Annotated in this window: 26 protein-coding genes; 16 read left to right on the plus strand and 10 right to left on the minus strand. The window is 52.4% G+C overall.

Annotated elements, in window-relative coordinates; translation table 11 throughout:
• Nucleotides 1-18: 18 nt before the first annotated feature.
• A complete protein-coding gene (locus tag ACJJI3_RS17245; RefSeq protein ID WP_413663823.1) occupies nucleotides 19-786 on the minus strand; it encodes an exodeoxyribonuclease III in 768 nt (255 codons plus the stop codon).
• A 114-nt stretch (nucleotides 787-900) separates the two neighbouring features.
• Here ACJJI3_RS17245 and pyrE point away from each other — a divergent pair, with 114 nt between their 5' ends.
• Both pyrE and ACJJI3_RS17255 read left to right on the plus strand, forming a co-directional pair.
• A complete protein-coding gene (pyrE, locus tag ACJJI3_RS17250) occupies nucleotides 901-1,545 on the plus strand; it encodes an orotate phosphoribosyltransferase (RefSeq protein WP_444940387.1) in 645 nt (214 codons plus the stop codon).
• Nucleotides 1,546-1,600: 55 nt separating this feature from the next.
• Entirely contained in the window at nucleotides 1,601-2,200 is a 600-nt protein-coding gene (locus ACJJI3_RS17255) for a hypothetical protein (RefSeq protein ID WP_444940388.1), read from the plus strand.
• Nucleotides 2,201-2,264: 64 nt separating this feature from the next.
• On the opposite strand, the gene slmA is transcribed toward ACJJI3_RS17255, so the two are convergent.
• The 4 genes from slmA to coaBC all read right to left on the minus strand — a co-directional run bounded on the left by slmA (nucleotide 2,265) and on the right by coaBC (nucleotide 7,695).
• Nucleotides 2,265-2,873, minus strand: coding sequence for a nucleoid occlusion factor SlmA (gene slmA / locus ACJJI3_RS17260; protein ID WP_108735025.1), 609 nt, complete (start codon nucleotides 2,871-2,873; stop codon nucleotides 2,265-2,267).
• A 111-nt stretch (nucleotides 2,874-2,984) separates the two neighbouring features.
• Entirely contained in the window at nucleotides 2,985-3,902 is a 918-nt protein-coding gene (gene argB / locus ACJJI3_RS17265; protein ID WP_444915165.1) for an acetylglutamate kinase, read from the minus strand.
• A 146-nt stretch (nucleotides 3,903-4,048) separates the two neighbouring features.
• Complete coding sequence (locus tag ACJJI3_RS17270; RefSeq protein ID WP_444940389.1) at nucleotides 4,049-6,424, minus strand: phosphomannomutase/phosphoglucomutase; 2,376 nt, start codon at nucleotides 6,422-6,424, stop codon at nucleotides 4,049-4,051.
• A gap of 65 nt (nucleotides 6,425-6,489) precedes the next feature.
• A complete protein-coding gene (gene coaBC, locus ACJJI3_RS17275) occupies nucleotides 6,490-7,695 on the minus strand; it encodes a bifunctional phosphopantothenoylcysteine decarboxylase/phosphopantothenate--cysteine ligase CoaBC (protein WP_444942571.1) in 1,206 nt (401 codons plus the stop codon).
• Nucleotides 7,696-7,843: 148 nt separating this feature from the next.
• Between coaBC and radC the strand changes: the two genes are divergently transcribed.
• From radC to ACJJI3_RS17310, 7 genes are all read left to right on the plus strand, one after another.
• The gene (radC, locus tag ACJJI3_RS17280; RefSeq protein WP_444892377.1) at nucleotides 7,844-8,518 is read left to right on the plus strand and encodes a RadC family protein; all 675 of its coding nucleotides are present in this window, start codon (nucleotides 7,844-7,846) and stop codon (nucleotides 8,516-8,518) included.
• 215 nt (nucleotides 8,519-8,733) lie between these two features.
• Entirely contained in the window at nucleotides 8,734-8,970 is a 237-nt protein-coding gene (rpmB, locus tag ACJJI3_RS17285; protein WP_020413982.1) for a 50S ribosomal protein L28, read from the plus strand.
• 35 nt (nucleotides 8,971-9,005) lie between these two features.
• Complete coding sequence (gene rpmG / locus ACJJI3_RS17290; RefSeq protein ID WP_020413983.1) at nucleotides 9,006-9,161, plus strand: 50S ribosomal protein L33; 156 nt, start codon at nucleotides 9,006-9,008, stop codon at nucleotides 9,159-9,161.
• Nucleotides 9,162-9,258: 97 nt separating this feature from the next.
• A complete protein-coding gene (gene mutM / locus ACJJI3_RS17295) occupies nucleotides 9,259-10,074 on the plus strand; it encodes a bifunctional DNA-formamidopyrimidine glycosylase/DNA-(apurinic or apyrimidinic site) lyase (protein WP_444940390.1) in 816 nt (271 codons plus the stop codon).
• Between the two features lie 71 nt (nucleotides 10,075-10,145).
• The gene (locus ACJJI3_RS17300; protein WP_282934619.1) at nucleotides 10,146-10,298 is read left to right on the plus strand and encodes a DUF5993 family protein; all 153 of its coding nucleotides are present in this window, start codon (nucleotides 10,146-10,148) and stop codon (nucleotides 10,296-10,298) included.
• Nucleotides 10,299-10,309: 11 nt separating this feature from the next.
• Nucleotides 10,310-10,858: a disulfide bond formation protein B gene (locus ACJJI3_RS17305; protein ID WP_444940391.1), complete on the plus strand. Its 549-nt coding sequence runs from the start codon at nucleotides 10,310-10,312 to the stop codon at nucleotides 10,856-10,858.
• 84 nt (nucleotides 10,859-10,942) lie between these two features.
• Nucleotides 10,943-12,535: an amidohydrolase gene (locus tag ACJJI3_RS17310; protein WP_444940392.1), complete on the plus strand. Its 1,593-nt coding sequence runs from the start codon at nucleotides 10,943-10,945 to the stop codon at nucleotides 12,533-12,535.
• A gap of 46 nt (nucleotides 12,536-12,581) precedes the next feature.
• Here the strand turns inward: ACJJI3_RS17310 and ggt are convergent, their stop codons facing one another.
• The 3 genes from ggt to rsmD all read right to left on the minus strand — a co-directional run bounded on the left by ggt (nucleotide 12,582) and on the right by rsmD (nucleotide 15,522).
• Nucleotides 12,582-14,306, minus strand: a complete 1,725-nt coding sequence (ggt, locus tag ACJJI3_RS17315; RefSeq protein ID WP_444940393.1) for a gamma-glutamyltransferase — start codon at nucleotides 14,304-14,306, stop codon at nucleotides 12,582-12,584.
• A gap of 62 nt (nucleotides 14,307-14,368) precedes the next feature.
• Entirely contained in the window at nucleotides 14,369-14,845 is a 477-nt protein-coding gene (gene coaD, locus ACJJI3_RS17320; protein WP_282930647.1) for a pantetheine-phosphate adenylyltransferase, read from the minus strand.
• 86 nt (nucleotides 14,846-14,931) lie between these two features.
• Complete coding sequence (rsmD, locus tag ACJJI3_RS17325) at nucleotides 14,932-15,522, minus strand: 16S rRNA (guanine(966)-N(2))-methyltransferase RsmD (RefSeq protein WP_444940394.1); 591 nt, start codon at nucleotides 15,520-15,522, stop codon at nucleotides 14,932-14,934.
• A 508-nt stretch (nucleotides 15,523-16,030) separates the two neighbouring features.
• Here rsmD and ftsY point away from each other — a divergent pair.
• From ftsY to trmB, 6 genes are all read left to right on the plus strand, one after another.
• Nucleotides 16,031-16,981 carry a signal recognition particle-docking protein FtsY gene (gene ftsY, locus ACJJI3_RS17330; RefSeq protein ID WP_444942572.1) on the plus strand — a complete coding sequence of 317 codons (951 nt, stop codon included), beginning with the start codon at nucleotides 16,031-16,033 and terminating at the stop codon, nucleotides 16,979-16,981.
• Between the two features lie 36 nt (nucleotides 16,982-17,017).
• On the plus strand, nucleotides 17,018-17,704 hold the full coding sequence (gene ftsE, locus ACJJI3_RS17335) for a cell division ATP-binding protein FtsE (protein ID WP_282930649.1): 687 nt from the start codon (nucleotides 17,018-17,020) through the stop codon (nucleotides 17,702-17,704).
• Nucleotides 17,685-18,701, plus strand: a complete 1,017-nt coding sequence (gene ftsX / locus ACJJI3_RS17340; RefSeq protein ID WP_444940395.1) for a permease-like cell division protein FtsX — start codon at nucleotides 17,685-17,687, stop codon at nucleotides 18,699-18,701. The genes ftsE and ftsX overlap by 20 nt, the downstream gene beginning before the upstream one ends.
• Nucleotides 18,702-18,923: 222 nt before the next feature.
• Nucleotides 18,924-19,778, plus strand: coding sequence for an RNA polymerase sigma factor RpoH (gene rpoH / locus ACJJI3_RS17345; RefSeq protein ID WP_282930650.1), 855 nt, complete (start codon nucleotides 18,924-18,926; stop codon nucleotides 19,776-19,778).
• Between the two features lie 108 nt (nucleotides 19,779-19,886).
• A complete protein-coding gene (locus ACJJI3_RS17350; RefSeq protein WP_444940396.1) occupies nucleotides 19,887-20,264 on the plus strand; it encodes a DUF423 domain-containing protein in 378 nt (125 codons plus the stop codon).
• An 84-nt stretch (nucleotides 20,265-20,348) separates the two neighbouring features.
• Nucleotides 20,349-21,134, plus strand: a complete 786-nt coding sequence (gene trmB, locus ACJJI3_RS17355; RefSeq protein ID WP_444940397.1) for a tRNA (guanosine(46)-N7)-methyltransferase TrmB — start codon at nucleotides 20,349-20,351, stop codon at nucleotides 21,132-21,134.
• A 73-nt stretch (nucleotides 21,135-21,207) separates the two neighbouring features.
• Here trmB and ACJJI3_RS17360 read toward each other — a convergent pair whose 3' ends face one another.
• Complete coding sequence (locus ACJJI3_RS17360) at nucleotides 21,208-22,218, minus strand: hypothetical protein (RefSeq protein WP_413663809.1); 1,011 nt, start codon at nucleotides 22,216-22,218, stop codon at nucleotides 21,208-21,210.
• A gap of 203 nt (nucleotides 22,219-22,421) precedes the next feature.
• On the opposite strand from ACJJI3_RS17360, the gene ACJJI3_RS17365 reads away from it, so the two are divergent.
• Entirely contained in the window at nucleotides 22,422-23,360 is a 939-nt protein-coding gene (locus ACJJI3_RS17365; protein ID WP_444940398.1) for an outer membrane beta-barrel protein, read from the plus strand.
• Nucleotides 23,361-23,446: 86 nt separating this feature from the next.
• Here ACJJI3_RS17365 and ACJJI3_RS17370 read toward each other — a convergent pair whose 3' ends face one another.
• A complete protein-coding gene (locus tag ACJJI3_RS17370; protein WP_444940399.1) occupies nucleotides 23,447-25,366 on the minus strand; it encodes an ATP-binding cassette domain-containing protein in 1,920 nt (639 codons plus the stop codon).
• Nucleotides 25,367-25,435: the final 69 nt, after the last annotated feature.

Consider the following 25,435-nt stretch of genomic DNA (forward strand, 5'->3'; position numbering starts at 1 on the left):
GCCGGAACTCCGTGCGATTCAGACTTCGATTTCGTAGTCCATGATTACCGGCAAGTGACTGGAGAATTTCACATTCTTATTGATTGCACCGTACTCAATGCGATTTTTTAGACCGTGAGAAACGATCTGCATATCAGTACGCCAGCCATCTCCTTCTCCGACAGTACCGCTGGGCCACCAGCTAAATTCGTCGGTATCTTTTACTACACGGCGAAAAGCATCGACATAGCCAACATCATTAAACAGTTGGTCCAGCCAGCGCTGTTCGTGACGCATAAAGCCGGGAGAATCCTGATGATCCTGCCAATTCTGTACGTCTGCACGACGGTGAGCCATGCCCCAGTTACCACAGAAAATAAAGTCGCGGCGTTTGCGGCTTATTTTTAGCAAGTGCGCCTGCATGTCCTCAAAGAATTGGACTTTTTTCTCTAACGACGTCTCATCTGAGGCGACTGGCGCGAGCAGGGAGCCAACACTCAGTCGCTCGAAATCCGCCTGTAGATAGCGGCCGTACATATCCTCACCATTGGCAAAGCCCATGCCGAATATGATGGCTTTGGGCTGGCTGCGGGTGTAAATAGCCACACCATTTTCGTGGGGGGTTCCCGAGTCGAAAAAGTAACTGTAATAACCGTCGGGGTGAAATATTGGGTGGTCCAATTCAGGCTCGAGAGAGCGCAGGTCCTGAAGGCAGATAATATCTGCGTCCTGCTCCGCCAACCAATCGTAGAGACCGCGTTGGGCGGCCTGATGAACGCCGTCTACCGACAAGCTTACTATTCGCATTATTAGCCCCTTACCAGCGGACTGTGTATCATTAGAAACATTATATGCATGCCTACCCCCGGGAATGCTACGGGGAGGTCTCCCTTCACCTTAGCCAATAGTTAACAATTTTCCATGCAGCAATATCAGCGCGATTTTATCCAACTTGCCCTGGATCATCAGGTTTTGTGTTTCGGCGACTTCACATTGAAGTCGGGCCGTCAAAGCCCCTACTTTTTCAATGCCGGCCGTTTCCACACCGGTGCTGCACTGGCAGCGCTGGGGCAGGCCTATGCCGAGGCGATAATCGCTTCGGGAGTGGAGTTCGATGTCATTTTTGGGCCGGCCTACAAAGGTATCCCGCTGGGTGCGGTGACTGCTGTGGCTCTAGCCCAAAAGGGGATCGATAAGCCTTTCTGTTACAACCGAAAAGAAGCCAAGGATCACGGTGAAGGCGGAACCTTAGTGGGTGCGCCGCTTAATGGCAAGGTTTTGATTATCGATGATGTTATTACTGCGGGCACAGCCGTGCGCGAAGTGATGCAAATTATCGAATCTCATGGCGCAGAGGCGGCGGGAGTTGTGATTGGTCTCAACCGCCAGGAAAAGGCTAGCGAAGATTGTGAATTCTCCGCTATTCAGCAAGTTGAGAGACAGTACAATATTCCTGTGGTCGGCATCGTGCAGTTAGACGATGTGATCAGCTTTCTCGAGCAGGAGTCGAATGATAGCGATACTCTGCAGAAAATTGTGGACTACCGGCAGCGCTACGGTGTCTAGGGTCAATAGGTCTTGCCCCTTCTAGCTGTGGGCAATTAATTCAGAGAGAAGAGCGATGCGAGTCGCCCCTATAGCACCACTATTAATCAGCACTCTTTTGTTGGTGCCTGTTCTGGCATCTGGCAATAGTGGGCAGGTCATGTATCGATACACTGATCACCAGGGTGTCCTGGTGATCAACGATGCTATTCCACCGGAATTTGTTCCTAACGGTTATGAGATTTTGGCTCTCAGTACTGGCCGTGTGATTGAAGTGGTCGCACCGCAGCTCAGTCCCGAAGAGTACCGGGCTAAGCTTAAGTTGGAGGCTCAGATTGAAGCTGATCGCAAGTTGCTCAAGCGCTATCACAGTATTGCGGATATCGAGAGTGCACGGTCGCGCAAGCTGGCTATCGTTGAGCAGGATATGGCCATTATGCGCTCAAATATTGGCAGCCTGCGCCGGCAAATTGTGCAGGAAGAAGCTTCTGCTGCGCGCACGCAGCGGGGCGGCCGTGAAGTGGCTCCCGAATTGTTGCAGAGAATTGCGGATCTGCAAAAAGAAATCGAGGTGCTTGAAGAGCGCCTCAACCGGCGTGCGGCTGAAGCGGATACCATAGGGGTTGATTTTGATAAGGCGGTAGCCCGCTATACCGAACTTAATGCTGAGAGCTAGCTAATTTCTCAATGCCTGAATAATTTCGGAGGGCTACCGCTAAACAGCCCTCATGAGGAAATGGTTATCTGGCTGCAGCCACTGTCTCACGGAAGAAACCAGCCGTTAATACGGGCCACTGTTCTGCCCAGTACTCTGTAGGCTTACGCTTAAAACCGCTGCGCACGTATTGGACGATACGCCCCTCCGCGCTCGCCAAAAGCAGGTTGGCAGCACCACCGAGAGGAAGAGTCGGGCGCAGGTGTTCGCGCAACTCGGCTTCGCGCAAGATCTGTCTAATTTGGGTTTCCAGTCGATCAAATAACTGCAGGATTCGTCCATGCAGCCTTTCAGTTTCACCGGTAAGCGCGTCGCCTGTGAGCAGGCGAGTGATTCCAGGGTTTCGCTCACAGAAAGCTAGCAGGAGCTGCAGAATTTTCTGGCAGCGATTGAGAGCCGAGGGCTCCTCCTGCAGGATCATTGCGATACGGCTGAAAATGGTCTCCTCAATAAATTCGATCAGCCCTTCAAACATCTTGGATTTACTGGGGAAGTGACGATATAGCGCGGCTTCAGAGAAACCAACTTCCTTGGCCAGTGCTGCTGTTGTAATACGTGCGCCGGGACTGACTTCCAGCATATGTGCTAGAGCTTCCAGGATTTGTTGACGCCGATTGATTTTTTCGCTGCTCATTGACTGCCTTTGGTCCGCTTGGGGGGCGGAATTTAGTTTTGCTCTTGTCGTCTTATTTTGACGGCGGCGGAATCCTACCGATTCGCCGGGCTGTCTTCAATTGCCAAGGGGCTAGTGGTCCACAGTTTGCGCTTCGATGTTGGTAATCAGGGTACCCACGCCTCGATCTGTAAATATTTCGAGCAATATGGCGTGGGGCACACGGCCGTCGATGATGTGAGCGGAATTTACCCCATCCTGAACAGCGTCCAGAGCGCAGGTGATTTTTGGCAGCATGCCGCCATAGATGGTGCCATCCTGAATTAAGCCCTCTACTTCATTGGTAGTCAGTCCGGTGAGAACCTCTCCCTCCTTATCCTGCAGGCCGGCGACATTGGTGAGCAACATCAGCTTTTCTGCTTTCAATTCCTCGGCGATTTTTCCAGCGACGAGATCGGCATTAATATTGTATGAAACCCCATTGCCGTCGACCCCAATGGGCGCAATAACTGGGATAAAGTCACTGTGGACCAGCATATTGATCACATCAATATTAACTTTCTCGACTTCTCCAACCTGGCCGATATCAATGATTTCAGAGGCATGTAGTCCCGCGCTCTCATTTTTTCGGGTCAACTTTCGCGCTTTAACCAGTAATCCGTCTTTACCGGTGATACCTACCGCGCGGCCCCCATTTTTGTTAATCAAATTGACGATCTGTTTGTTGACGGTGCCCCCTAACACCATCTCCACAACATCCATGGTTTCGCTATCGGTGACTCTCATTCCGTCTACGAAGCGGGACTCAATACTGAGCTTATTTAGCAGCTGCCCAATTTGAGGTCCGCCACCGTGCACTACCACTGGGTTCATACCTACCAGCTTCATCAGGATAATGTCTCGCGCGAAACTGTTTTGTAGTTGCTCATCCACCATGGCGTTGCCACCGAACTTGACCACAATAGTTTTGCCTGTAAAGCGCTGGATATAGGGCAGTGCTTCATTGAGGACCTGGGCACTTTTCAGCGCAGAGTTTAGATCTAGGGACATGGGCAGTTCCTTACACAGGGCGAAAGGGAATCAGGTTTGGGGTCCTGAATTGAGTCGCCAACGATTTAAAGCAAATGTGGTGGATTGTTTTCTAAGCAATAGGGGCAGTGGCCCGATGGCGGCGCAGTCTATTCCGCCGTTTTATCTTAATCGAGCAGCTGCCAGTCAGGTACAGTAATTGCGGGAGCAATCTTTCTGAGCTGTCCCATCACCTCAGTACGGATGCGCTCCAGGGCCTGTTCATTTTCAGCCTCAAAGCGCAGGGTTAGTGCGCTAGTGGTATTGGAGGCACGTACAAGCCCCCAGCCATCGGGAAACTCTATACGCAGGCCGTCGATAGTATTGATATCGGCATTGCCAAAATTCCCCTTATCGCGCAGCTGGTCTATCAGTGAAAACTTCTCAGTTTCCTCTACTGGTAGCAGGATCTCAGGGGTGCTGTGCATTTTCGGCAAGGTGTCGAGGAGTTCATCAAGACTTTGTTCGCGCAGTGCCATAATTTCTAGTACCCGCGCAGCAGCGTAGATACCATCGTCGAAACCAAACCAGCGGTCCTTAATAAAGATATGTCCGGAAAGCTCGCCGCCCAAAATGGCTTTGGTCTCCAACATCTTGGCTTTCATCGGAGAGTGTCCGGTCTTCCAAATAATGGGGCGGCCCCCATACTGGCTGATTAGCTGGGATAAACTGCGACTGCTCTTAACGTCGAAGACAATATTTTCTCCCGGATTGCGCGCAAGGATATCCCTTGCCAGCAACATAACCAGTTGGTCTGCCCAAGCGATACGGCCGCTGCTTGAAATTAGGGTAACACGATCACCATCACCATCCAGGGCCACGCCTAGATCTGCTCCTGTAGCCAGAACTTTTTCAGTCAAGGCCTCGAGATTTTCCGGTCTGGAGGGGTCCGGTGCGTGATTGGGGAAGTTGCCATCCACCTCACAATAGATCGGAGTTACTGCACAGCCGAGCTGCTCAAAGAGGCGAGGAGCCAGGTTGGAGGTGGCGCCATTGCCAGCATCGACAACCAAGTGCGGTTGCCCTGCGAGGGCGACATTATTAAAAACTTCATCGATATATTTATCGGTGATTTCTTGCTCCCGATTGGCGCCTTCCCCACTTTTGAATGGGCCTTTTTTCATCAACTGGTAGAGCCCCTGTAGCTTGTCTTCCGCCAGGGAGCGACCTTTCAGTACGATCTTAAAGCCGTTGTATTCCGCAGGGTTGTGGCTTGCGGTAACAATGACCCCGCTACTGGTATTTTTTCCTTTCGCACAAGCGTAATAGAGAAGTGGTGATGGAATCAGGCCGAGATTAATAGAGTTGCAGCCACTATCTAGAATTCCCTCAATCAGGCACTGGCTAAGTGTCTCACTGCTATTGCGTCCATCTCGGCCAACTAGTAAGAGATGTTCTCCAGCGTGCTGTGCCAGGGTGCCGAGCGCTCTACCTAGTTGATAGGCAAAAGGTTCGTTGATTTCCTGCCCGGCGATTCCACGGATATCGTAGGCGCGGAAAACATGCTGGGGATACTCAGAGGTCAGAGGCAGCTCGGGCTTGTCATCGTCACTTTCTGGCAAGTCCTTTGAACTATTTTCTTTTTCTTCGCTTTCTGAGTTCCCCGAATCAGAGTCCGAGATACTGGGTGCTGAGGCCAAGTTCTGCGGCAGAAAATCTGTATTGGGAGCCTGTGTAGTTCCTCCATCAGAGGCTTGTGGGTGCGCCTTATTAAGCTCGCTGCCACTAGCATCCTTACTTCTTTCCCATGGGGCTCTCGAATCGCGAGGTAGGAATTTCAGTAGGGCGAATAGGCTCACCAATATTCCAATGCCGGCTCCGATGTAAATCCAGGTTGTGGGCAGACTGTGCTGTTCGACAAAGGTTTGGGAGGGACTGAAGTGGAGGCTTAAATAGCTGTCCTCAAGTTGCTCTACAGTGTTGTAGCCTTTTCCTATGCCTGCGCGCCACAGTGTTTGTCGGTGGGCATCGGGAAACTTCTGCATTAACTGAACTTGTCCATGACTACCGCCCAGACTTTTTAAAATGTTTTCCAGCACGGAAAAGGGTTGGGTAGCCAGTAGTTGTTCATTTTCCAGGGTGATAACACTATGCAGTTGCCAGCTATTTTCCACACCGGTACGCAGTACTTCCATTGGTTGCTCAGGTGTTTCCTGACTGCGCTTTAACAGATCGACCAAGGCAAAGTTCAGGGAGGGATTTTGCCCTGAGCCCACTCGAACCTGTTCGGAAGAAAAGGCCTGGAGGGAGACCTGCTCAGGTAGTTTGGTAGATTCAATCAGAGTTGCTGCAGGGAGCTTCCTTGATTCAAGGGCCTGCAGGCGCTTCGAATAGTCTGCGACGTAAGACTGCACGACTTCAGCTAGTTCGGCAGTTTTTTGCTTGGCGGCTAGCTCAATCTGCGAATGATTGTGGGGTATTACAAGATACTGAATTAACAGATAGGCACCGCCCAGCCAAGCGACAACTACTAATAATAACGGTAAAAATAACCCTTTCTGCATGGTACCGCCTGGTTTCTTTTTGTTGTTGGAGCCCACAGATATCCCTGATTTGAGCGTAAATGTTGTCACTGAGCCTTGGAGGCGATGAGTTCAATGAGCTGTCGGGCTAGGTCGGTCTTTAATGCGGGAGCTAGTCGGCTCTGACCATCCGCATCTATCACAGTGACAGCGTTGTGATCGCTGTTAAATCCCGAGTCCGGTTGGCTCACATCGTTGGCAATGATCATATCGAGGTTTTTCCGCTGCAGCTTGCTCTGGGCGTGGGCGAGAACCTGTTCTGTCTCTGCGGCGAACCCGATAGTGAAAGGCCGCAGCTCAGTACGCATGGCTATGGCTGCAACAATATCGGGATTTTTGATGAGGGCAATTGCATCATCATCTTGCCCGTCTTTCTTTTTGATTTTCTGCTCAGCGACTTGGGCCGGGCGGAAATCAGCAACGGCTGCTGCACTGATAAAGATATCGCAGTGATCGGCGGCACTTTTGGCGGCCTCATACATATCCTGGGCGCTGATAATATCAATACGATTGACCTTTGGCGGCGTATCCAAATTTACGGGGCCGGCAATCAACGTCACTTCGGCACCGGCACTCTGCGCTGCCGCAGCCAGGGCGAAGCCCATTTTTCCAGAGCTGTGGTTGCTGAGGAATCTCACTGGGTCAATGGCTTCCCTGGTAGGGCCGGCAGTGATTACTACTTTGCGGCCCTGCAGTGAGTGGCTAGTGTGAAACAGGGACTCAGTGTGTTCCGCCAGGTTTTCTGGTTCCAACATGCGGCCGGGGCCCACGTCGCCACAGGCCTGGCTACCCGCGCCTGGGCCCCAGAATATGACTCCGCGCTCCTTTAGGGTCTGAGCATTGGCTGAGGTAGCTGCGTGGCGCCACATGGCTTGGTTCATGGCTGGTGCCAGGGCCAGGGGGGCTTCGCTGGCCAAACAAAGGGTGGTTAAGAGGTCATCAGCCATACCGGCAGCCAACTTTGCCATTACCTGGGCACTGGCTGGAGCAATCAGGATAAGATCAGCCCATTTCGCCAGTTCGATATGACCCATGGCGGCTTCTGCCGAGGGATCCAGCAAGTCTGTATGCACCGGATTACCGGATAGCGCCTGAAAGGTCAGTGGCTGCACAAACTCCTGTGCTCCGGCGCTCATTACCACTCGGACATCGGCACCGCGCTCTTTGAGCCTGCGAACCAGGTCGGCACTCTTATAGGCGGCAATTCCACCGCTGATACCTAAAAGTATGCGTTTGTCGGCCAGAGAGGACATAAATGCTGTTTCCGATTTGGTGCGAGCCGGTAAGATTAGCATTTCTGTGTCGTTTCTTATAAGACTGCAGTAGCGCCTCACAGGGGCAGCATGGAAAAGGTGTTCAGTAGATGTGCGATAGATAAGACACTGACTAACTGGGCTACAAATGAAAATAAAGGACTGGCCGGCAGGTGAGAGGCCTAGGGAAAAGCTGTTGGAGAGAGGGGCTGAAGCCCTGTCGGATGCAGAGTTGTTGGCAATTTTTCTGCGCGTGGGGCTACCTGGCCTCTCAGCAGTGGATCTGGCCAGGGGACTACTCAATGATTTTGGTGGCTTGCGTCCCCTATTAGAGGCCGAGCGGGATGACTTTTGCCGCGCGCGAGGGCTCGGCGACGCCAAGTTTGCCCAGTTGCAAGCGGCGCTGGAAATGGCCAAGCGGCACTTGGCGGAGACGATACAGCACGGCAGCGCACTGTGCAGTCCCGGAGCGGTCAGGGATTACCTGGCAATCCAGCTCAGGCACCGGCGCAGGGAAGTGTTCTGCTGCCTCTACCTGGATAATCAACATCGGGTGATCGCTTTTGAGGAGCTGTTCGAGGGGACTCTGAATGCAGCGAATGTCTACCCGCGCGAAGTAGTACAGCAAGCGCTGTTGAAGGGAGCTGCGGCGGTTATTTTGGCGCACAACCACCCGTCTGGTGTCAGTGAGCCCAGCCAGGCAGATATCTGGATTACCGAGCGTTTGACCCAGGCACTAGAGCTGGTGGATATCAAGGTTCTGGACCATTTGATCGTCGGTGAGGGCAAGGCGCTATCCTTTGCAGAGCAGGGATTGATGTAAAGGTGTCGTTCCCGGCGTTGAAATGTTGTACAAAACTTGCTCCCTACGGGCTCTTTTGGTATAAAACGCCGCTCTTTGCGGCCGGGCCAGATTCTGCACAGGTTCCGCCGCCATCCAGGAACCGGATTAGAATCCCGATTTTTATGTTCCCGCACTACCTTTTCCTCTTCAGGATTGGCGCCATGCGGGCACAAGCGTTTTGAAGAGGCCAACAGATGTCCAAGGTATGTCAGGTAACCGGTAAGCGTCCGGTCACCGGAAACAATGTATCCCACGCTAAGAACCGCACCAAGCGTCGCTTCGTGCCGAACCTGCACAGCCACCGTTTTTGGGTTGAATCCGAGAAGCGTTTTGTGAAGCTGCGTGTTTCCGCGAAAGGCATGCGCGTTATCGATAAGAAAGGTATCGACGCTGTCCTGACTGAGCTGCGCGCCCGCGGCGAAAAAGTGTAACGGCTGTAGCCAGCTAATAGATTGGAGATAGAGCAATGCGTGAGAAGATTCGTCTGAATTCCAGCGCCGGTACTGGCCACTTCTACACCACTACCAAAAACAAGCGCAACATGCCTGAGAAAATGGAGATCAAAAAGTACGATCCCGTTGTACGCAAGCATGTAATGTATAAGGAAGGCAAAATTAAATAATTGCCTACCGCTACTGTACAGAAAGCCCGGTTCTAACCGGGCTTTTTTGTGCGTATTGGAAATTGAGCAGCCAGTTTACACAGGGTAACTCCAGACGATGCCAGAGCTCCCAGAAGTAGAAACCACTCTCAGAGGCCTGCAACCTCACCTGGAGGGGCACAAAATTCGCTCCGCAAAAGTGCGCCAGCACCAGTTGCGCTGGCCCGTGGAAGCTGACTTTGAGCGCCGTGTCCGCAATGCCCGGATACTGAAACTGGAGCGCCGGGCCAAATACCTACTGGTGCATACTGACAAGGGCTGCGCTATTTGGCATCTGGGGATGTCTGGCAGCTTGCGTATGGTCGAGACTGCTCTGGCACCGGAAAAGCATGATCATATCGACTGGCGTCTGGATAGTGGTCTCACACTGCGTTACCGCGACCCGCGCCGCTTTGGTGCCCTACTGTGGACAGTGGCGGACCCACTGGCCCACGACTTACTCAGCCATCTGGGCCCAGAGCCTCTCTCGGAAGAATTTAGTGGTGAGTATCTGTTTGAAACCTCGCGCAAACGTAAGCAATCGGTCAAAACCTTCATCATGGATGGCCGTATCGTTGTGGGGGTGGGTAATATTTACGCCAGTGAATCTCTTTTCCTGGCGGGCATTCGCCCAGATCGACAGGCCGGTTCTATTTCCAAAGCCCGATACCAGCGCTTGGCTGAGTCCATAAAGCAGGTTCTCAGTCAGGCAATCGCCCAAGGTGGGACTACCTTGCGGGACTTTATTGGCGGTGATGGAAAACCTGGCTATTTCGCCCAACAGCTAAATGTTTATGGCCGTGTGGGTGAGTCCTGTCCCTCTTGCGGCCGAGCAGTCAAAGATATGGTTTTGGGCCAGAGAAATACCTTTTTCTGCTCTAGCTGCCAACGTTAAATCGCATCCTTCTGGCAGCTTTAGACAATACTAATATCATCGTATTGTCGATAAGGAGCTGCTTAGTGGTCATGATATTGCCTTTTCTTACGGTCACCCTGTCGATTTGGGCCGTTTGGAATGGTCGTCGCCGCTCTGCAATGGGCTGGTGGTTGTTGACCTTGCTGATCTTCATTATGTGGTGTGGATATCATATGACGCGAGCACTGTCGCTGTCTTTCTAGGGACCGTACCCATGATGGTGTTTATGGTCAGGAGGCTGGATAGCTTGGCGCTGTTAGCGGTAAGCATAATCCTATGGATTGCCTTGATCATGGAGTTGGCATCTCACCAACACCCCTGCCCTCTCTGTCTCTTACAACGTGTTGCCTTTGCCATGATTGGCATGGGATTGATGTTGAACCTGCGCTTTAGTATTCGTGCAGAGCATTACGGCGTTGTTATTCTTTCGTGTCTAGCCGGTCTGGCTGCTGCTGTAAGGCAGGTATTGCTGCATATCACTCCTGGCGATCCAGGGTTTGGCAGCCCAGTATTTGGCTTACATTTATACACTTGGTCTGCGCTGATTTTCTTTGTCTTACTGATCTACTGTGGCGTTGCATTAATGTTTGGCTTTAAGCGGCGAAGTTTTGCCACGAGAGAGTTTACTTTGATTGAAAAGTGCATTGCCATCTCGTTCTTCACTGTCGTGTTGGCCAATTTAGTCGCGGTTCTCCTCGAGTGCGGTCTGGGTCCCTGCACCAGTGGGTCATTTGGGTATCACTGGTTGTGGTCTCGAGGTTAGGCACACAAATGTGTCCGAGCTTTCTACACTTTTCCTGATAAGACCCGAGTCCCGGGGAATTGCGGAAAACTGTGAGGAGTCCCTATGCGCCTGGTCTGCCTGCTCATTTCACCATTGTTAATTGCTTGTGAACGAGCTGAATCCCCCTCGCCGGCCACCAGTGTTGAAACCGCCCAGCACGTTTTAAGGAATGCGTATATCTATACCGTCGACCCGGCCCGCAGTGTTGCCTCGGCAATGGCTATCCGCGATGGGCGCATTGTTTATGTGGGTACAGATCGGGGGGCAGAAGCCCTTGTAGGAGAGGGAACAAAGGTCACTGATCTCAGTGGAAAAATGGTATTGCCCGGTTTTATTCAGCAAATACCTGATGTTGGTATCAGTGACAGTTTGGATTTATCCACATATAAAACTGTAGAGGGGTATGAGAATAGCGTTCGTAAATTTATTCAGGCCAACCCCGAGAAGCAGCTTGTCGTTGGCAGCGGCTGGCGTCATGTCATTTTTGCACCACACAGACCACATAAAGCAATATTGGATCAAATAAGTGATTTGATCCCCATTATTCTTTTCTCAGAAGATGGCGCCAGTGTATGGACTAACTCTGAAGGTATTGCCGCAGCTGGGATTGATATGGAGTCTAATTTTTCTGAGGGCGGTAAAATCGAAAAAGATGAAGATGGTCTTCCCATCGGTATTTTTCATGGTCGTGAAGCGGTGGAGGTTTTTTCCCGTCTGATACCCGTAAATAATGAGGGTGAAAAACCAACTCGAAGTTTTTCAGAGATTAAGAATATTGCGGCTCAGAGAGGCGTAACTACTTTTTTTCAGGCTGTAATGCCGCTCAATGATATAAATAAATATCTCAGCGCCTTCGATCGCCCACTATCGTCAGAGAAATTGAGTTTGCGTATCCGAGCATCCTTTGAAATAGCGATGGATGTCACTGGTAAGAAACTTAGAGAATTGCAGAAGGTTGCAGAAAAATATTCCGGTGATGATTTCAAGATCAATTCGGTCAGCTTGAAAGCTGACAAGGTAGGTTTAGGTGATCAACGTGATTCAGGCCTATCGAGTGAACTTATTTCCAAGATAATTACTCGTGCTAATTCACATAATTTCCAGTTTTACCTGGATGCTAAGAGTAATAAAGAGTTGGCAGCTCTACAAAAGCTCATACAGATATCCCTGGATGGTGGCAGGGAGTTGGGATTGCGTAACACCCTGCTTAATATCAGTTCGGATAATGCTGGGAGTGTATTGTCAGCTGATAAGGAAAAACCGGTTTTATTGCTGTCAGTAGCAGCGCGCTCAAAAGTTTCTCCAGATGATAAAAGCTACTTAACTGAAAGTCGAAAATCTAATACAGAGCCTCGTCATATAGCCGTGGTTATGGACTCGGGATATGTTGCCGGGAGAGAGGTGTCACCAATCCAGAACATCCATGCTGGAGTCAGTAACCAGATATCATTGGAGACAATGATTGAAATGTTCACTTTTACCGGCGCAGTAACGAATCACCTGGAGCGGGATACTGGTAGTTTGGAGGTGGGAAAGTGGGCGGACTTTATTGTTTTGGACAAAAACCTGTTTTTAATTCCGCAGCGAGATATTGGTAGTGTCCGGGTGATACAGACTTATTACAAAGGTCATAAAGTCTATGACCGCAGGCGCTAAGGAGAGGAAGAAACCGAGGGGAAGTGCGCCCCTCGGTTGATCAATGTTAACGCCCTTGGGCGCTGCCCTCGCGGCGGGGGTCGGCTCCCCCGTACAGCTTGTTATTTTGCAAAGCGATGGCATGGATACCACTGTTGAGGCCCCTTTCGACAACCTCGTGTCCACGGGCTTCGAGTTTCTCGATAGTATCGGGGCTGAAAAAGCCGGGCTCCAATTCGACCCTCTTACCGATTGCACCGATATTTCCCGCAGAAATCGCTTCGGCAATCGGCATATTCAAGCCCAGGTGGTAGAGAATGGTGCGCGCGGTGTAGTCAATAATTCGTGAGCCGCCGGGGGAACCCACCAGAAGGCGCATGCTGCCATCTTTGTTGAAAACGATGGTGGGGGACATGGAAGAGCGTGGTCTCTTGCGTGCTTGAATGCGGTTGGCCACGCGCTCCCCACTACTGTTTTTTGGAGTGAAGGAAAAATCGGTGAGCTGGTTGTTGAGCAGGAAGCCCTTTACCATCAGGCGCGACCCGAAGCCGGTTTCAATACTGGTCGTCATACTGACGCCATTACCGTAGCGGTCGACAATCACTAAATGACTGGTGTTGGGCAGCTCTGGCGATTGGGCCATCACCCGCTTCACCCCGAGTTCGGCTGGGGTACCCGGAGTCGCAGCTGTGGCGGAGTCCGGGTCGATTAACTGCGCGCGGCGAGCCAAATAATCCCTGGACACCAGCGATTTACTGGGTACTTGGACAAAGTCGGAATCACCGGAGTAGGTGTTGCGATCGGCAAATGCCAGTTCCGAAGCTTCGATAAATAAGTGGGTGAGCAGATCACTGCCAGGCTCGAAGCGCTCCAGTGGGAACTGTTGCAGCATGCCCAGAATACCGCCTACCGTGGTACCTCCGGACGATGGGGCATCGGCACCACACACACGATATTCGAGAAACTCCGAACACAGGGGCTGGCGCTCCTTGGCCCGGTAGCTAACCATATCTTCGAGACTCAGGAGCCCTGGGTTGGCACTGTCATAGCGCACAGCTTTTACGATAGCCTTGGCAATGTCGCCGTGATAAAAGGCATCCGCACCGCCCTGGGCAATTGCCTCCAGGGTTTCCGCGTAAGCTGGGTTCTTCAAGTTGTGACCCACGGGCAGAGGTTTGCCATCACTGTTGAAGAAGTAGCTGGCAATTGCCGGTCGAGCAGCCACCTTCGGCATGCGCAGTAACAGCTGGTGAAGGCGCGGTGAGATCTGAAAGCCGGATTTGGCCAGGTGTATGGCCGGCTGAAATAACTGCTCCCAGGGTAACTTGCCATCGCGCTCGTGAGCCATTTCCAGCATTCGCACAACACCGGGAACGCCGACCGAGTAGCCGCCGATTACAGACTCAAAAAATGAACGCGGCTTGTTGTCGCGGATAAAGTAATTTTCGTCTACCTGAGAGGGGGCTGTCTCGCGCCCGTCGTAGTACTTGAGCTTCTTTGCCGCAGCGTCATAGCTGAGCATAAATGCTCCGCCACCAATCCCGGAGGATTGTGGTTCTACCAATCCCAATACCATCTGAGCGGCAATGGCGGCATCCACAGCGCTGCCGCCCCGGGCGAGAATCTGCTCGGCAGCCCGGCTGGCATGGGGGTTGGCAGTGACAGCCATATAGAAGTTGGCCGTTGAGGACTTAACGGCTGTGCGACCGGTATCAAACTCCGGTTGTGGTTCATCGGCAAAAGCGAAAGCGGGACTCAGAACCAGTGCAAAGGCGGCGAGAAGGTTGCGCACGTAACACTCCGCGGATTGTGGATAAATCCGCTCGAGTGTATCAGAAATAGCCAGATTCCGGCTTAACGAAATTTCTCTTCCAGCGCGCTTTGTACAGCAGCCGGAACAAACTTGGTGACATCGCCGCCCAGGGAGGCAATTTCACGCACTAAAGAGGATGAAATGTAGGACAAATGTTCTGCCGGTGTCAGGAACAGGCTTTCCATATTGGGCGCTAACTGGCGGTTCATATTGGCCAGCTGGAACTCGTATTCAAAGTCGGACACCGCGCGCAGACCGCGCAGTACGCCATAAGCATCTACCTGGCGCACCAGGTCGGCGAGCAGGATATCGAACCCAATGACTTCGACATTGGGCAGGTGACCGAGAACTTTTTGTGAAAGTTCTACCCGCTCCTCTAAGGTGAACAGGGGGTTTTTGCGATTGCTGGCAGCCACAGCCACGATAACGTGGTCAAACAAGCGGCATGCGCGCTCCACCAAGTCCAAGTGACCATTGGTGATGGGATCGAAGGTTCCGGGATAGACGACTTTTTTCATACGCCAAGGCTTAAATGCGGGCCGAATGGGATGCGAATGGTAAACAATTTACGGCTAAGGTCAAAACCGAATCTTTTTATTCTTCCCTAACCTGCCGGGCCAGCGCGACGAAACAAGCGCATACACACCTGTCCCGCACGTTTTTCTTTTTCCTGTTCCCAGCCAGGTATTGATGCAACCACTGTGTCTCGCGGTGTTTCCACATAGATTAATGCATCCTGCGAAAGATGGCCGGACAGGGCGCCTAGAGTTGCCTGCCAAAGATTGTCGGCAAAAGGGGGATCGATAAATACGAGGTCGTATTTACTTCCATTACTTCCGAGGAACTCTTCTGCACTACAGTTATGGACTTTGGCTTCCCGGGCGTTTAACTGTTTTAACTGTTCCGCCAGGGTTCGCGCAGCGTGAGTATTCAGCTCGACAAAATCTACCGAGCCGGCGCCTCGGGATAGCGCCTCCAGACCCAGGGCTCCTGAACCGGCAAAGAGGTCCAGGCAGTGGGCGTCGGGCAGGTAGAACTGTAGCCAGTTAAACAGAACCTCCCGCAGTCGGTCGCCGGTAGGTCTCAAGCCCTCCACTGGGGCAAACTGTAATTTTCGCCCGCGCCACTGTCCGCCAATGATGCGTAACTGTGAAAGGTTTTGCGGGCTTTGCTTTCGGGATGAACTTCTGGCCAAGGTAACTCTCTACTGGGGGCTTAGCGATGCTAAGATTAGCGTCTTTCTGCAAGCGGTACATCCGGACATACGAATGATTTTTGACTTCCTGCGCAAAAAGAAGAAGCGCAAGCCCGAACAAAGTGAGCCCCAGCAATCCCAGGCGGAGGTCACTGCTGCGTCTGAAGAGGAATCATCGGCGCAGAGCCCAGAGCCTTCAGCGCTAGAGCAAGAGCCCTCAGCGCTGGACAAAATGCCCTCAGACATAGAGGAAAAGTCGCCTGCCCAGGGAGAAACTTCCGCTCTGGAGGAGGCAAAGGTCCCTATCGATGTACCCACTACCCCAGCTTCTGCCCCCCAAGAGGAAAGTGCCGGCTGGGCGCAGCATACTGATGCGGCGGGCGAGCCGGAGGCCGTTGTCGAACCCTCACAGGTGGTTGCAGCAGCAGAGCCTGTAATAAAAGAAGAGGCCGAGAAGCCAGCCCCGATTCAACCCGAGCCAGCTCCAAAACCCAGAGCCAAAGAGCAGCTGAAACCGGAAGTCAAAAAGAAAGAGGGCTTCTTTGCGCGTATTCGTCGCGGCCTCAGCCGCACCAGCAACCAGTTTGTCGAGGGGATGGGAAACCTGTTCCTCGGGGCCAAGGAAATCGATGAAGATCTGCTGGAAGAACTTGAAACACAGCTGTTAATGGCAGATGTGGGAGTTGAGGCCACCAGCGAGATCGTCGAGCGCCTGACCGAACGAGTATCCCGTCGGGAACTGGCCGATGGCGATGCACTTTACAAGGCATTGCAGCAGGAGCTGGCTGACTTACTCGATAGTGTTGATGCTCCCCTGGAAATCGATATCAGCAAGAAGCCTTACGTCATTCTGGTAGTGGGCGTAAACGGTGTGGGTAAAACCACAACAATCGGCAAGCTGGCCCACCGCTTTCTCGGTGAAGGCAAGTCAGTGATGTTGGCTGCCGGTGATACATTCCGTGCCGCAGCAGTTGAGCAGCTGCAGGTTTGGGGGCAGCGCCACGATGTACCGGTTGTAGCGCAGCATACCGGTGCCGATAGTGCGTCAGTTATTTTCGATGCGGTTCAGTCTGCCCAGGCGCGCGGCGTCGATGTGGTAATTGCCGATACCGCCGGGCGCCTGCACACCAAATCCAACTTGATGGAGGAGTTGTCCAAGGTGCGCCGGGTGATGGGCAAGCTGGACCCCAGCGCGCCCCACGAGGTGCTGTTGGTACTGGATGCTGGCACTGGCCAAAATGCGATTAACCAGGCCTCTCAGTTCCGTGAGGCGGCCGGCGTTACTGGCTTGGTGCTGACCAAATTGGATGGTACTGCCAAAGGCGGCGTTATCTTTGCCCTGGCTCGTCGTTTCGGTATCCCGGTGCGCTTTATCGGTGTGGGTGAGCAGGCGGAAGATCTACAGCCATTCCGCGCTCGTGAGTTCGTATCCGCCCTGTTTGGCCGCGATAAGGCCTGATAATTCGCCTAGGAAATAACAAGAACAACAGAAGCCGTGATCACTTTCGATAATGTGAACAAGCGTTACGCATCGGGGCAGGATGCCCTGGTGCGAGTCAGCCTGGAAATCCCCCGTGGCGATATGGTGTTTCTCACCGGTCACTCCGGTGCGGGTAAAAGTACTTTACTGAGACTCCTGACCGCGATTGAGCGCCCTACTAAGGGCAGTATTCTTGTCGCCGGACAGAATCTCAACCGCCTGCGCAATGGCCAGATCCCCTACTACCGCCGCAACCTGGGTATTGTCTTCCAGAATCACCAGCTGCTATTCGACCGCAGCGTTTTTGACAATATTGCCCTGCCCTTGTCTGTTGCTGGTTGCAATAAGCGAGAGGTGGGGCGTCGGGTTCGCGCAGCTCTGGATAAGGTCGGCTTGCTGCACAAGGAAAAGCAAAATCCCATTATGTTGTCTGGTGGTGAGCAGCAGCGGGTTGGGATTGCCCGCGCAGTCGTTAACAAGCCCGCGATACTGGTTGCCGATGAGCCCACCGGCAACCTGGACCCAACACTCTCGCAGGAAATCATGCAGTTATTCGCGGACTTTAACGCTGTGGGGGTTACGGTGCTGGTGGCGAGCCACGACTTGGAACTGATTGCACGGATGCGCCGACGGGTATTGACCCTACAGGCTGGCCAACTGATATACGACGGAGTTCCGAGCCGTGAAGTACACCCAAGCTAAAGCGCAACGGCAGGCCAACCCTGCCGCAGACAAACGTGTGCGCAGCACCGGCGCTGTTGTTGCACAAACAGGGTTGGGCGATCGATGGAATAGCTGGTTGGGGCACCACCGTGAGATGGCCGCCGACTCCGTCAGTCGATTTTTTAGCGCACCCATGGCCAGTGCAATGACGGCGCTGGTGATTGCTATTGCCCTGGCCCTGCCGGCGGCATTGCAATTGGGATTGTTGAATTTCCAGCGGGCGGTGGCCGGTTGGGATGGGCAGCCACAAATTTCAGTTTTTCTACACAAAGATGCGAGACAGGCTGCGGTTAATTCCCTGGCCGACAAATTGCGCAGTGATCCCGCTATCGCGGAGGTAACTTATGTCTCCCCGGAAGATGCCCTGGCAGAGTTTGAACAGGCCTCGGGGCTTGGGGATGTATTGGTTGGCCTGGATGCCAACCCCCTGCCGGCAGTGCTGTTGCTGCGGCCAAGGGATGCGAAGGACGGCGATAAACTTCAGACTTTGGTGGAGAATCTGAGAGCCCAGGCACTGACGGATTCAGTGGTCTTGGATCTTGCCTGGGTCCAGCGCCTCGCCCAGATCACCGAACTGGGACAGCGTCTCTCCGCAGGTCTAGCCCTGTTATTGGCGCTGGGGGTGGTATTGGTGGTGATCAATACCATACGGCTGCATATCGAAAGTCGCCGGGAGGAGATCCTGGTAGTAAAGCTCGTCGGTGGCACTAACGCGTTTGTGCGGCGGCCGTTCCTTTACAGTGGCATTTGCTATGGACTATTTGGCGGGCTGGTGGCGTGGCTGTTGCTTGCAGGTGGTGTGGCTATGTTGTCTGGGCCAGTTGAGAGTCTGTCATCAAGTTATGGCAGCAGCTTCGAATTGAGAGGGCCGGGAGCCAGTTACTTCTTTCAATTAACGCTGGGGGCCTCCTCGCTGGGCCTATTAGGAGCCTGGCTTGCGGTAGCGCGACACACTCGCAAGATAGAACCTCGCTGACCGATCAGTCTGATCAAGAAGGATAAAGTGTTCTGGCAAAGGGAACCTGAGGCGTAAAAAGCCCCTCTAATCCCGCGAAATACAACAGAATACGGTAGTTGTTGGCGGGCTTTCTTATCTGCCCGTGCAAGTGCTACACTGAGTCCAGCTTGTCGCCGGATACAGTATCCGCCGGCAGCGGCCGGTAAGATCGGCCGACTAATAATGACAGGAGAGACCTGAATGGGAACCAGCCTACAGCCAGTGCATACGCTGTCTCCGGGCGCCAACCTGGGAGCTTATATCCAGACCGTCAGTGGTTTTGACGTACTGACCGCTGAACAGGAAAAGCACCTGGCAGAAGACCTCTATTACCGCGAAAATCTCGATGCTGCACGCCAGCTGGTCATGTCACACCTGCGCTTTGTAGTGCATATCGCCAAATCTTATTCCGGCTACGGGCTCAATGAAGCCGACCTGATTCAGGAAGGTAATGTCGGTTTGATGAAGGCCGTCAAACGCTTCAATCCCGAAAAGGGAGTGCGCTTGGTATCCTTTGCGGTACATTGGATTAAAGCTGAAATCCACGAATTTATTCTGCGTAACTGGCGTATTGTCAAAATTGCCACCACCAAGGCGCAGCGCAAATTATTCTTCAACCTGCGCGGTCAGAAGAAAAAACTCGCTTGGTTGACCAATGCAGAAGCTAAGGCCGTCGCCAAAGACCTGAATGTGGATGTCACCCAGGTCCATGAAATGGAAGGCCGCCTGGCTGCACACGATGCGGCTTTTGATGCGGGTGTCGATGACGATGACGATACCGCCTGGCAGGCACCGGCTCACTATCTGGAAGACCGCAGTTTTGATCCGGCCGCCCAGCTTGAGCGGGATAACTGGCAGGAAACCAACTTGACCAGCCTTGCCAGTGCCATGGCACAACTGGATGATCGCAGCCGCGATATTATTCAGGCCCGCTGGCTCAGTGAGGAGAAATCCACATTGCATGAGTTGGCTGATAAGTATGGTGTTTCCGCTGAGCGAATTCGCCAGCTGGAAAAAAATGCCATGAAGAAAGTGCGTGCTGCTATGGAAGCCTAAATCGGCGTTCTGGTACACGGGTAGAAAACCGCGCAGTAGCGCGGTTTTTTTTGTCCCGCCTGTTACAGGCATACCTGTCACCACTGGGTAAAACAAAAAGGGAAGGTAATGGCCAAACTCTATCTGCTGCTGTGCGCACTCTTTGGCGCTAGTGGTGTGGCTCTGGGGGCGTTTGGGGCTCACGGCCTGCGCGGTAAAGTGGCAGAGAACCTGCTAGAGGCCTATAAAACCGGAGTCCAGTACCAGATGATCCACGCCTTGGCGCTGTTTGGTGTGGTACTGCTAATGCAAAACTGGGGAAACCGATTATCGCTGACCCTGAGCGGTGCTCTTTTTACTTTCGGTATTATCTTCTTCTCCGGCAGTCTCTATGCCTTGGCACTGGGAGGCCCCCGATGGTTAGGTCCAATCACTCCTCTCGGTGGGCTGATGATGATTGCCGGTTGGCTAGTCCTGTTTTTTGCCGCATTTAATTTCTCTAAGTAGCCACCTTTACTGGGCTTACACTCAGATACCGAGCCCGAACAAAACATCAAGATATAAACCGTTTCGCATAAGAGGTCGCGAACAATGCAAGACGAATCTGCGGAAGATTTTCCCTACCGCACAGAATTTAAGAAGAAATCTATCCGCAGCTATGTGATTCGCGCGGGGCGAATGACAGAGGGGCAGCGCAATGCCTTTGACAATTATTGGGGGCAGTTTGGGCTCTCCCTATTTGATGGACCTCTGGATCGCCAACAGGTCTTTGGCCGCGAGGCGCCACTGGCGTTAGAGATCGGTTTCGGTATGGGGGATTCCCTGCTGGCCATGGCTGAAGCCGAGCCAGATAAGGATTTTATTGGTATTGAAGTACACCCGCCGGGGGTTGGCCGGTTGATCAATAATGCCGGCAAGGCAGGTATCAAGAACCTGCGTGTTTACATGGCCGATGCGGTCGATGTCCTAAACGATTGTATTGCCGATGGGAGCCTGGATCGTTTCCAGCTGTACTTCCCTGACCCCTGGCACAAGAAGAAACACCACAAGCGCCGGATAGTGCAGCCGGAATTTGTTCGCCTGATTTGCAGCAAGTTAAAAACTGGCGGTCTTATGCATATGGCGACAGACTGGGAGAATTATGCCGAGCATATGCTGGAAGTATTGCAGGGTGAAAACCTGCTAGAAAATACCGCCAGTGAGGGTGATTATGTTACCCGGCCAGAATGGCGCCCAGAGACCAAGTTTGAGCGTCGAGGGCAGAGACTGGGGCACGGTGTTTGGGATCTGGTATACCGCAGGTTACCTGGTGAAGCGCTGCCGCTAACTACCACTGACGTAGATGCGTCAACTGTTGAAGAGTCCAAAGGCGAATAATTCGCACTGACGATCGATGTTTGCCACCGGTGCTAACATGGCACCAGTGGCATGCAACAGCCCACCTCTATTGTTAGAAAAACTCATTCCAGTTTTTCTTGGCGGCTTCCCATCGGCGCTTGTCTTCTACAACATTCAGGTTGCGGATGGTGTTACTGTCATAGGACATCCAGTCCGACAGTTCAATATTATTTTGGGTGCCCGCAAAATAACGCATGCGAAAGCGGCGAATAAATTGGTTGGGAATAGCCATAAAGGCAACTTCACGTCCCTGGGTGACAGTGGAAACCTCTACGCATTGGTGGTTTCTTTTATCGAGCTCATAGATAAAACCGGTAGTGGCTAAGTCACCCTCATTTGTTCCATGCACAAAATAATACCTTTTTGGGCAATAAGTTTTGTTGTGCCAGGCAAAGCGCGCAACAATATTTGCATTGGTAGTGGTTGAGATGACTTGGTTAGATGCTCCGGTACCCAGGTGCGGATCAAAGCGGCCATTTTGATTCATCCAGGGAAAGAATCCCCCGGCTTGCCACAGCTTCTGTGGTGGGCGGGTATCGCCACGGTATAACAGCGTTGTCACTGTGTGCAGATTAAAACCACTGCGGCTAAATCGGTAATTAAATAGTGAGAAAGGGACGTCCAAATGGGCTTCGATGTTGGATATTGCTCTCCTCTCAGAGCTGAAAGCTTCACTGGCTTGTCGATACCAGCAGTAGGCTCCACCGAGTAAAGCTAAAACGGCATCTTTACGGCGTGTTATTCCATCGCTATCGAGTAGCTTGGTGGGTGTGGAGGGATCAAATCCAGTAAGCCAGGTATATAGGGTTTCCACTAGTACTTTGGCGACACGAGTAATCCTTCCATAATCATTTGTTTGAATTTGTACTGCCTGGCTTACTAATTGGTCGATCCGGGTTAGTCCATCACTACTGCGCTTGTGATACCACTTACTGTTGCTATTGGAATTATTTTGGAAGTCCTGTGCGTACTCACGGATACTTTTGGGGACATAGCAGGTGGTTTGTATGTTTTGTGGGTGAACCAAGTTCCTAACATAGTTATCGATATTGGGTGCCAGCAAGGGTTAACTCTCCTGTCTTTATTACTGTTTTTCGCCACTAGCCGTCTATGCTTCTAGTGGTGCTGTGATTATCGAATTTTATTTCCAATAAGAACCGGATTCAGGAAGCATCGCGAAAACAAAATCGAATTATTTTTATTAATAGATATTGATGTTAATAATAATTTGGGGGGTTGATCAAGGAAGGAATCTTGGTGTTTCTAATGAGAAGGCGTGACCCTCTGCTTTCATTTCTCTATAGCCTGCCGTTTATCTTACTCTTTACAATTTCTGAAGTCCGTGCTGATTTTGTTGGAACTTTAAACCTCTATGTTAATGGGGGTAAGCATTGGTTTGATGGCGACCGCCTACAAGGCACACCATTTCGCGGTTTTGAAATGCGAGATACCTCAGGTGTCGGTGCCGGTTTTGGCTTTAACATGACAAATCATTGGGCGATGGAAGGGGTTGTCGACTATTTCGTCGTGAGTGTTGCGGATACGCCCGAGAAAGTAGATGTGTATAACTACCGCATAGATCTCCTATATCAATTTGGAGGGCAGTTCTGCGGTAATTTTTGTTGGCAGCCCTATGTCGCGTTTGGCCTGGGTGAAATGCGTATTAATTACGACCGGCGTTACCGTAAAAAACACTGGCATCCAGATGACCCAAAGTATGTCTATGATCCGGATCATCCCTACGACCCATACTACCCCTATCCCTGGGATTGTCGTAAGAAATTCTATGTCCCTGAGGATCGGCCAGACGGCCACCATTATCCCTACCCGCCTTACCATTGTGACTGGCATGACCGGCAAAATATGGTGAATGTGGGAATGGGAATTAAATATCACCTGGGGCCCCGCTGGCAGGCCCGTGCAGATATACGGCTTTTCCAGGGGGTCGAAGAAGGTGGTGTCGATGGTTTTGCCAGCTTGGCGGTCGGCTATCAATGGCTTGAATATCCGGACTTTTGGTATGACGAAGATGCCGATGGTGTTATTGATGCCACTGATCAATGTCCGCAGACCCCAGTGGGAATCGATGTGCAATTAGATGGCTGCCCGCTGGATACAGATTTTGATGGTGTACCCAGCTATATCGATCAATGCCCAAATACACCGATTGGTATTGCAGTGGATGAATACGGTTGTATTCGTTAAGGACAACTAAAATCGATTTCTTCAGCGGGCGGCAGAAAGGTTCTGAAGCCCGCTGAAGATATTGTTTAAAATGATTTTCTATAAAATTACTCGCCGCGAATTTCTTCGAGCTTCTCAGAAATTTCCAGCCATTCCATTTCCAGTTCTTCCATTAATTCCTGCTGCTCCGACTGCTCTTTATTAAGTCGAGCTATTTCTTCCTGCTGGCCGCCGCTATATAGCGCTTCATCGGCAAGTTTTTCCTGTACTGCGGCCAATGCCTTTTCTGCCGTAGCCATCTGTCGCTCAATATTCTTGAGTTTGTTGGTCAGGGGCTTCAGTTGTTCGCGTAGAGCGGCGGCGGCGCGCCTTTGGGCCTTCTTATCCTCAGGGGCTTTTTCCTCTGTGCCAGTAACAGTGGAGGGGCTCTCCTCTTTGCGTTTCTTTTCCCGGTTAAAGCCGAGCAGCCACTGTTTGTAGTCATCAAGGTCGCCGCTATAGGGTTCGGCGCGGCCATTGGCCACCAGAATAAATTCGTCGGCAGTATTGGCCAGTAGATGACGATCGTGGGAAACCAATATGACGGCACCGGGAAACTCCGCCAGCGCCAGGGTCAGGGCGTGGCGCATTTCCAAATCAAGGTGGTTTGTCGGTTCATCGAGAAGCAACAGGTTAGGTTTTTGCCAGGCCAGTAGTGCCAGGGCTAAACGGGCTTTTTCACCGCCGGAAAAGCCCCCTACAGTTTCGAAAACCCGATCGCCGATAAAACCGTAGCCGCCGAGAAAATCCCGCAGCGATTGCTCCGAGGCATCGGGGCTCAGCCTTTGCAGGTGCAGCAATGGGGAACCGTTGCTATCCAGTGCTTCCAGCTGGTGCTGGGCGAAGTAGCCGATGGCCAAGTGTTCGCCACATTGGCGCTCGCCTCTGAGGGGGGCGAGTGTGCCAGCCAGGGTTTTGATTAGAGAGGACTTGCCCGCACCATTGGGGCCGAGCAGGCCGATACGGCGTCCCGGTTGAATGCCCAGCTGAACGTTCTTCACCACTATTTTTTCGGCATAGCCAATATCCGCCTCGCGCAGGTCGATTAACGGATTAGAGGTTTTCTCTGAGGATGGCAAAGTAAAATGAAAAGGGGAATCCACATGGGCTGGGGCAATCAGAGCCATCCGGTCCAGGGCTTTCAGGCGGCTTTGTGCCTGCTTGGCCTTGCTCGCTTTGGCGCGAAAGCGCCGCACAAAGTCTTCCATATGTGCGCGTTCGGCCTGCTGTTTTTCAAACTGTATTTGCTGCTGGGCCAGGCGCTCAGCGCGAGCGCGCTCGAAGGCACTGTAATTGCCGCTGTACAAGACCAGTTTTTGCTGTTCAAAACTGACAATGCCGTCGACCACTGCATCGAGAAAGTCGCGGTCGTGGGAAATAATCAGCAGGGTACCGGGGAAGCGTTGCAGCCACTGTTCCAGCCAAAGGGTGGCATCCAGATCCAAGTGGTTGGTGGGCTCGTCCAACAGCATAAGATCTGCGGGGCACATCAGGGCACGGCCCAAATTGAGGCGAATACGCCAGCCACCTGAGAAGCTGCGAACGGGGCGCTGTTGCTCTTCGTGGGAAAAGCCGAGCCCGTCGAGGAGTTGCGCGGCGCGCGCTGGGCCACTATAGCCATCAATACTGGCCATGCGCTCGTGCAGTTCTGCCAGTTTGTGACCGTCGGTATCGCCGCTTGCTTCGGCCTCTGCCAGTTGCTTTTGCAATAGCCGCAACTCGCTATCGCCGTCTAAAACGTAATCCAGTGCTGACTGCTCACTAGCTTCTACCTCTTGAGCCATATGGGAGATACGCCAGGTGCTGGGGAGGTCTACCCGCCCTGCATCGGTTTCCAGTTGTCCAAGCAGCAGTTTGAACAGGGTTGACTTGCCACAGCCGTTGGCACCGATAATTCCCACTTTGTGGCCGGGGAAGATTCTGCAATCTGCGCTGTCAAGCAAGTCGCGCTCACCTCGGTGCAGAGAAACCCCTTGTAAATTGATCACTGGAAAAACCTCATATGGATAGGCCGATGAATGCTAGGCTATTGAACAGACCCGGACTCCACAGAGACT

The organism is Microbulbifer maximicatervae (SeqCode) (genome assembly GCF_052466985.1).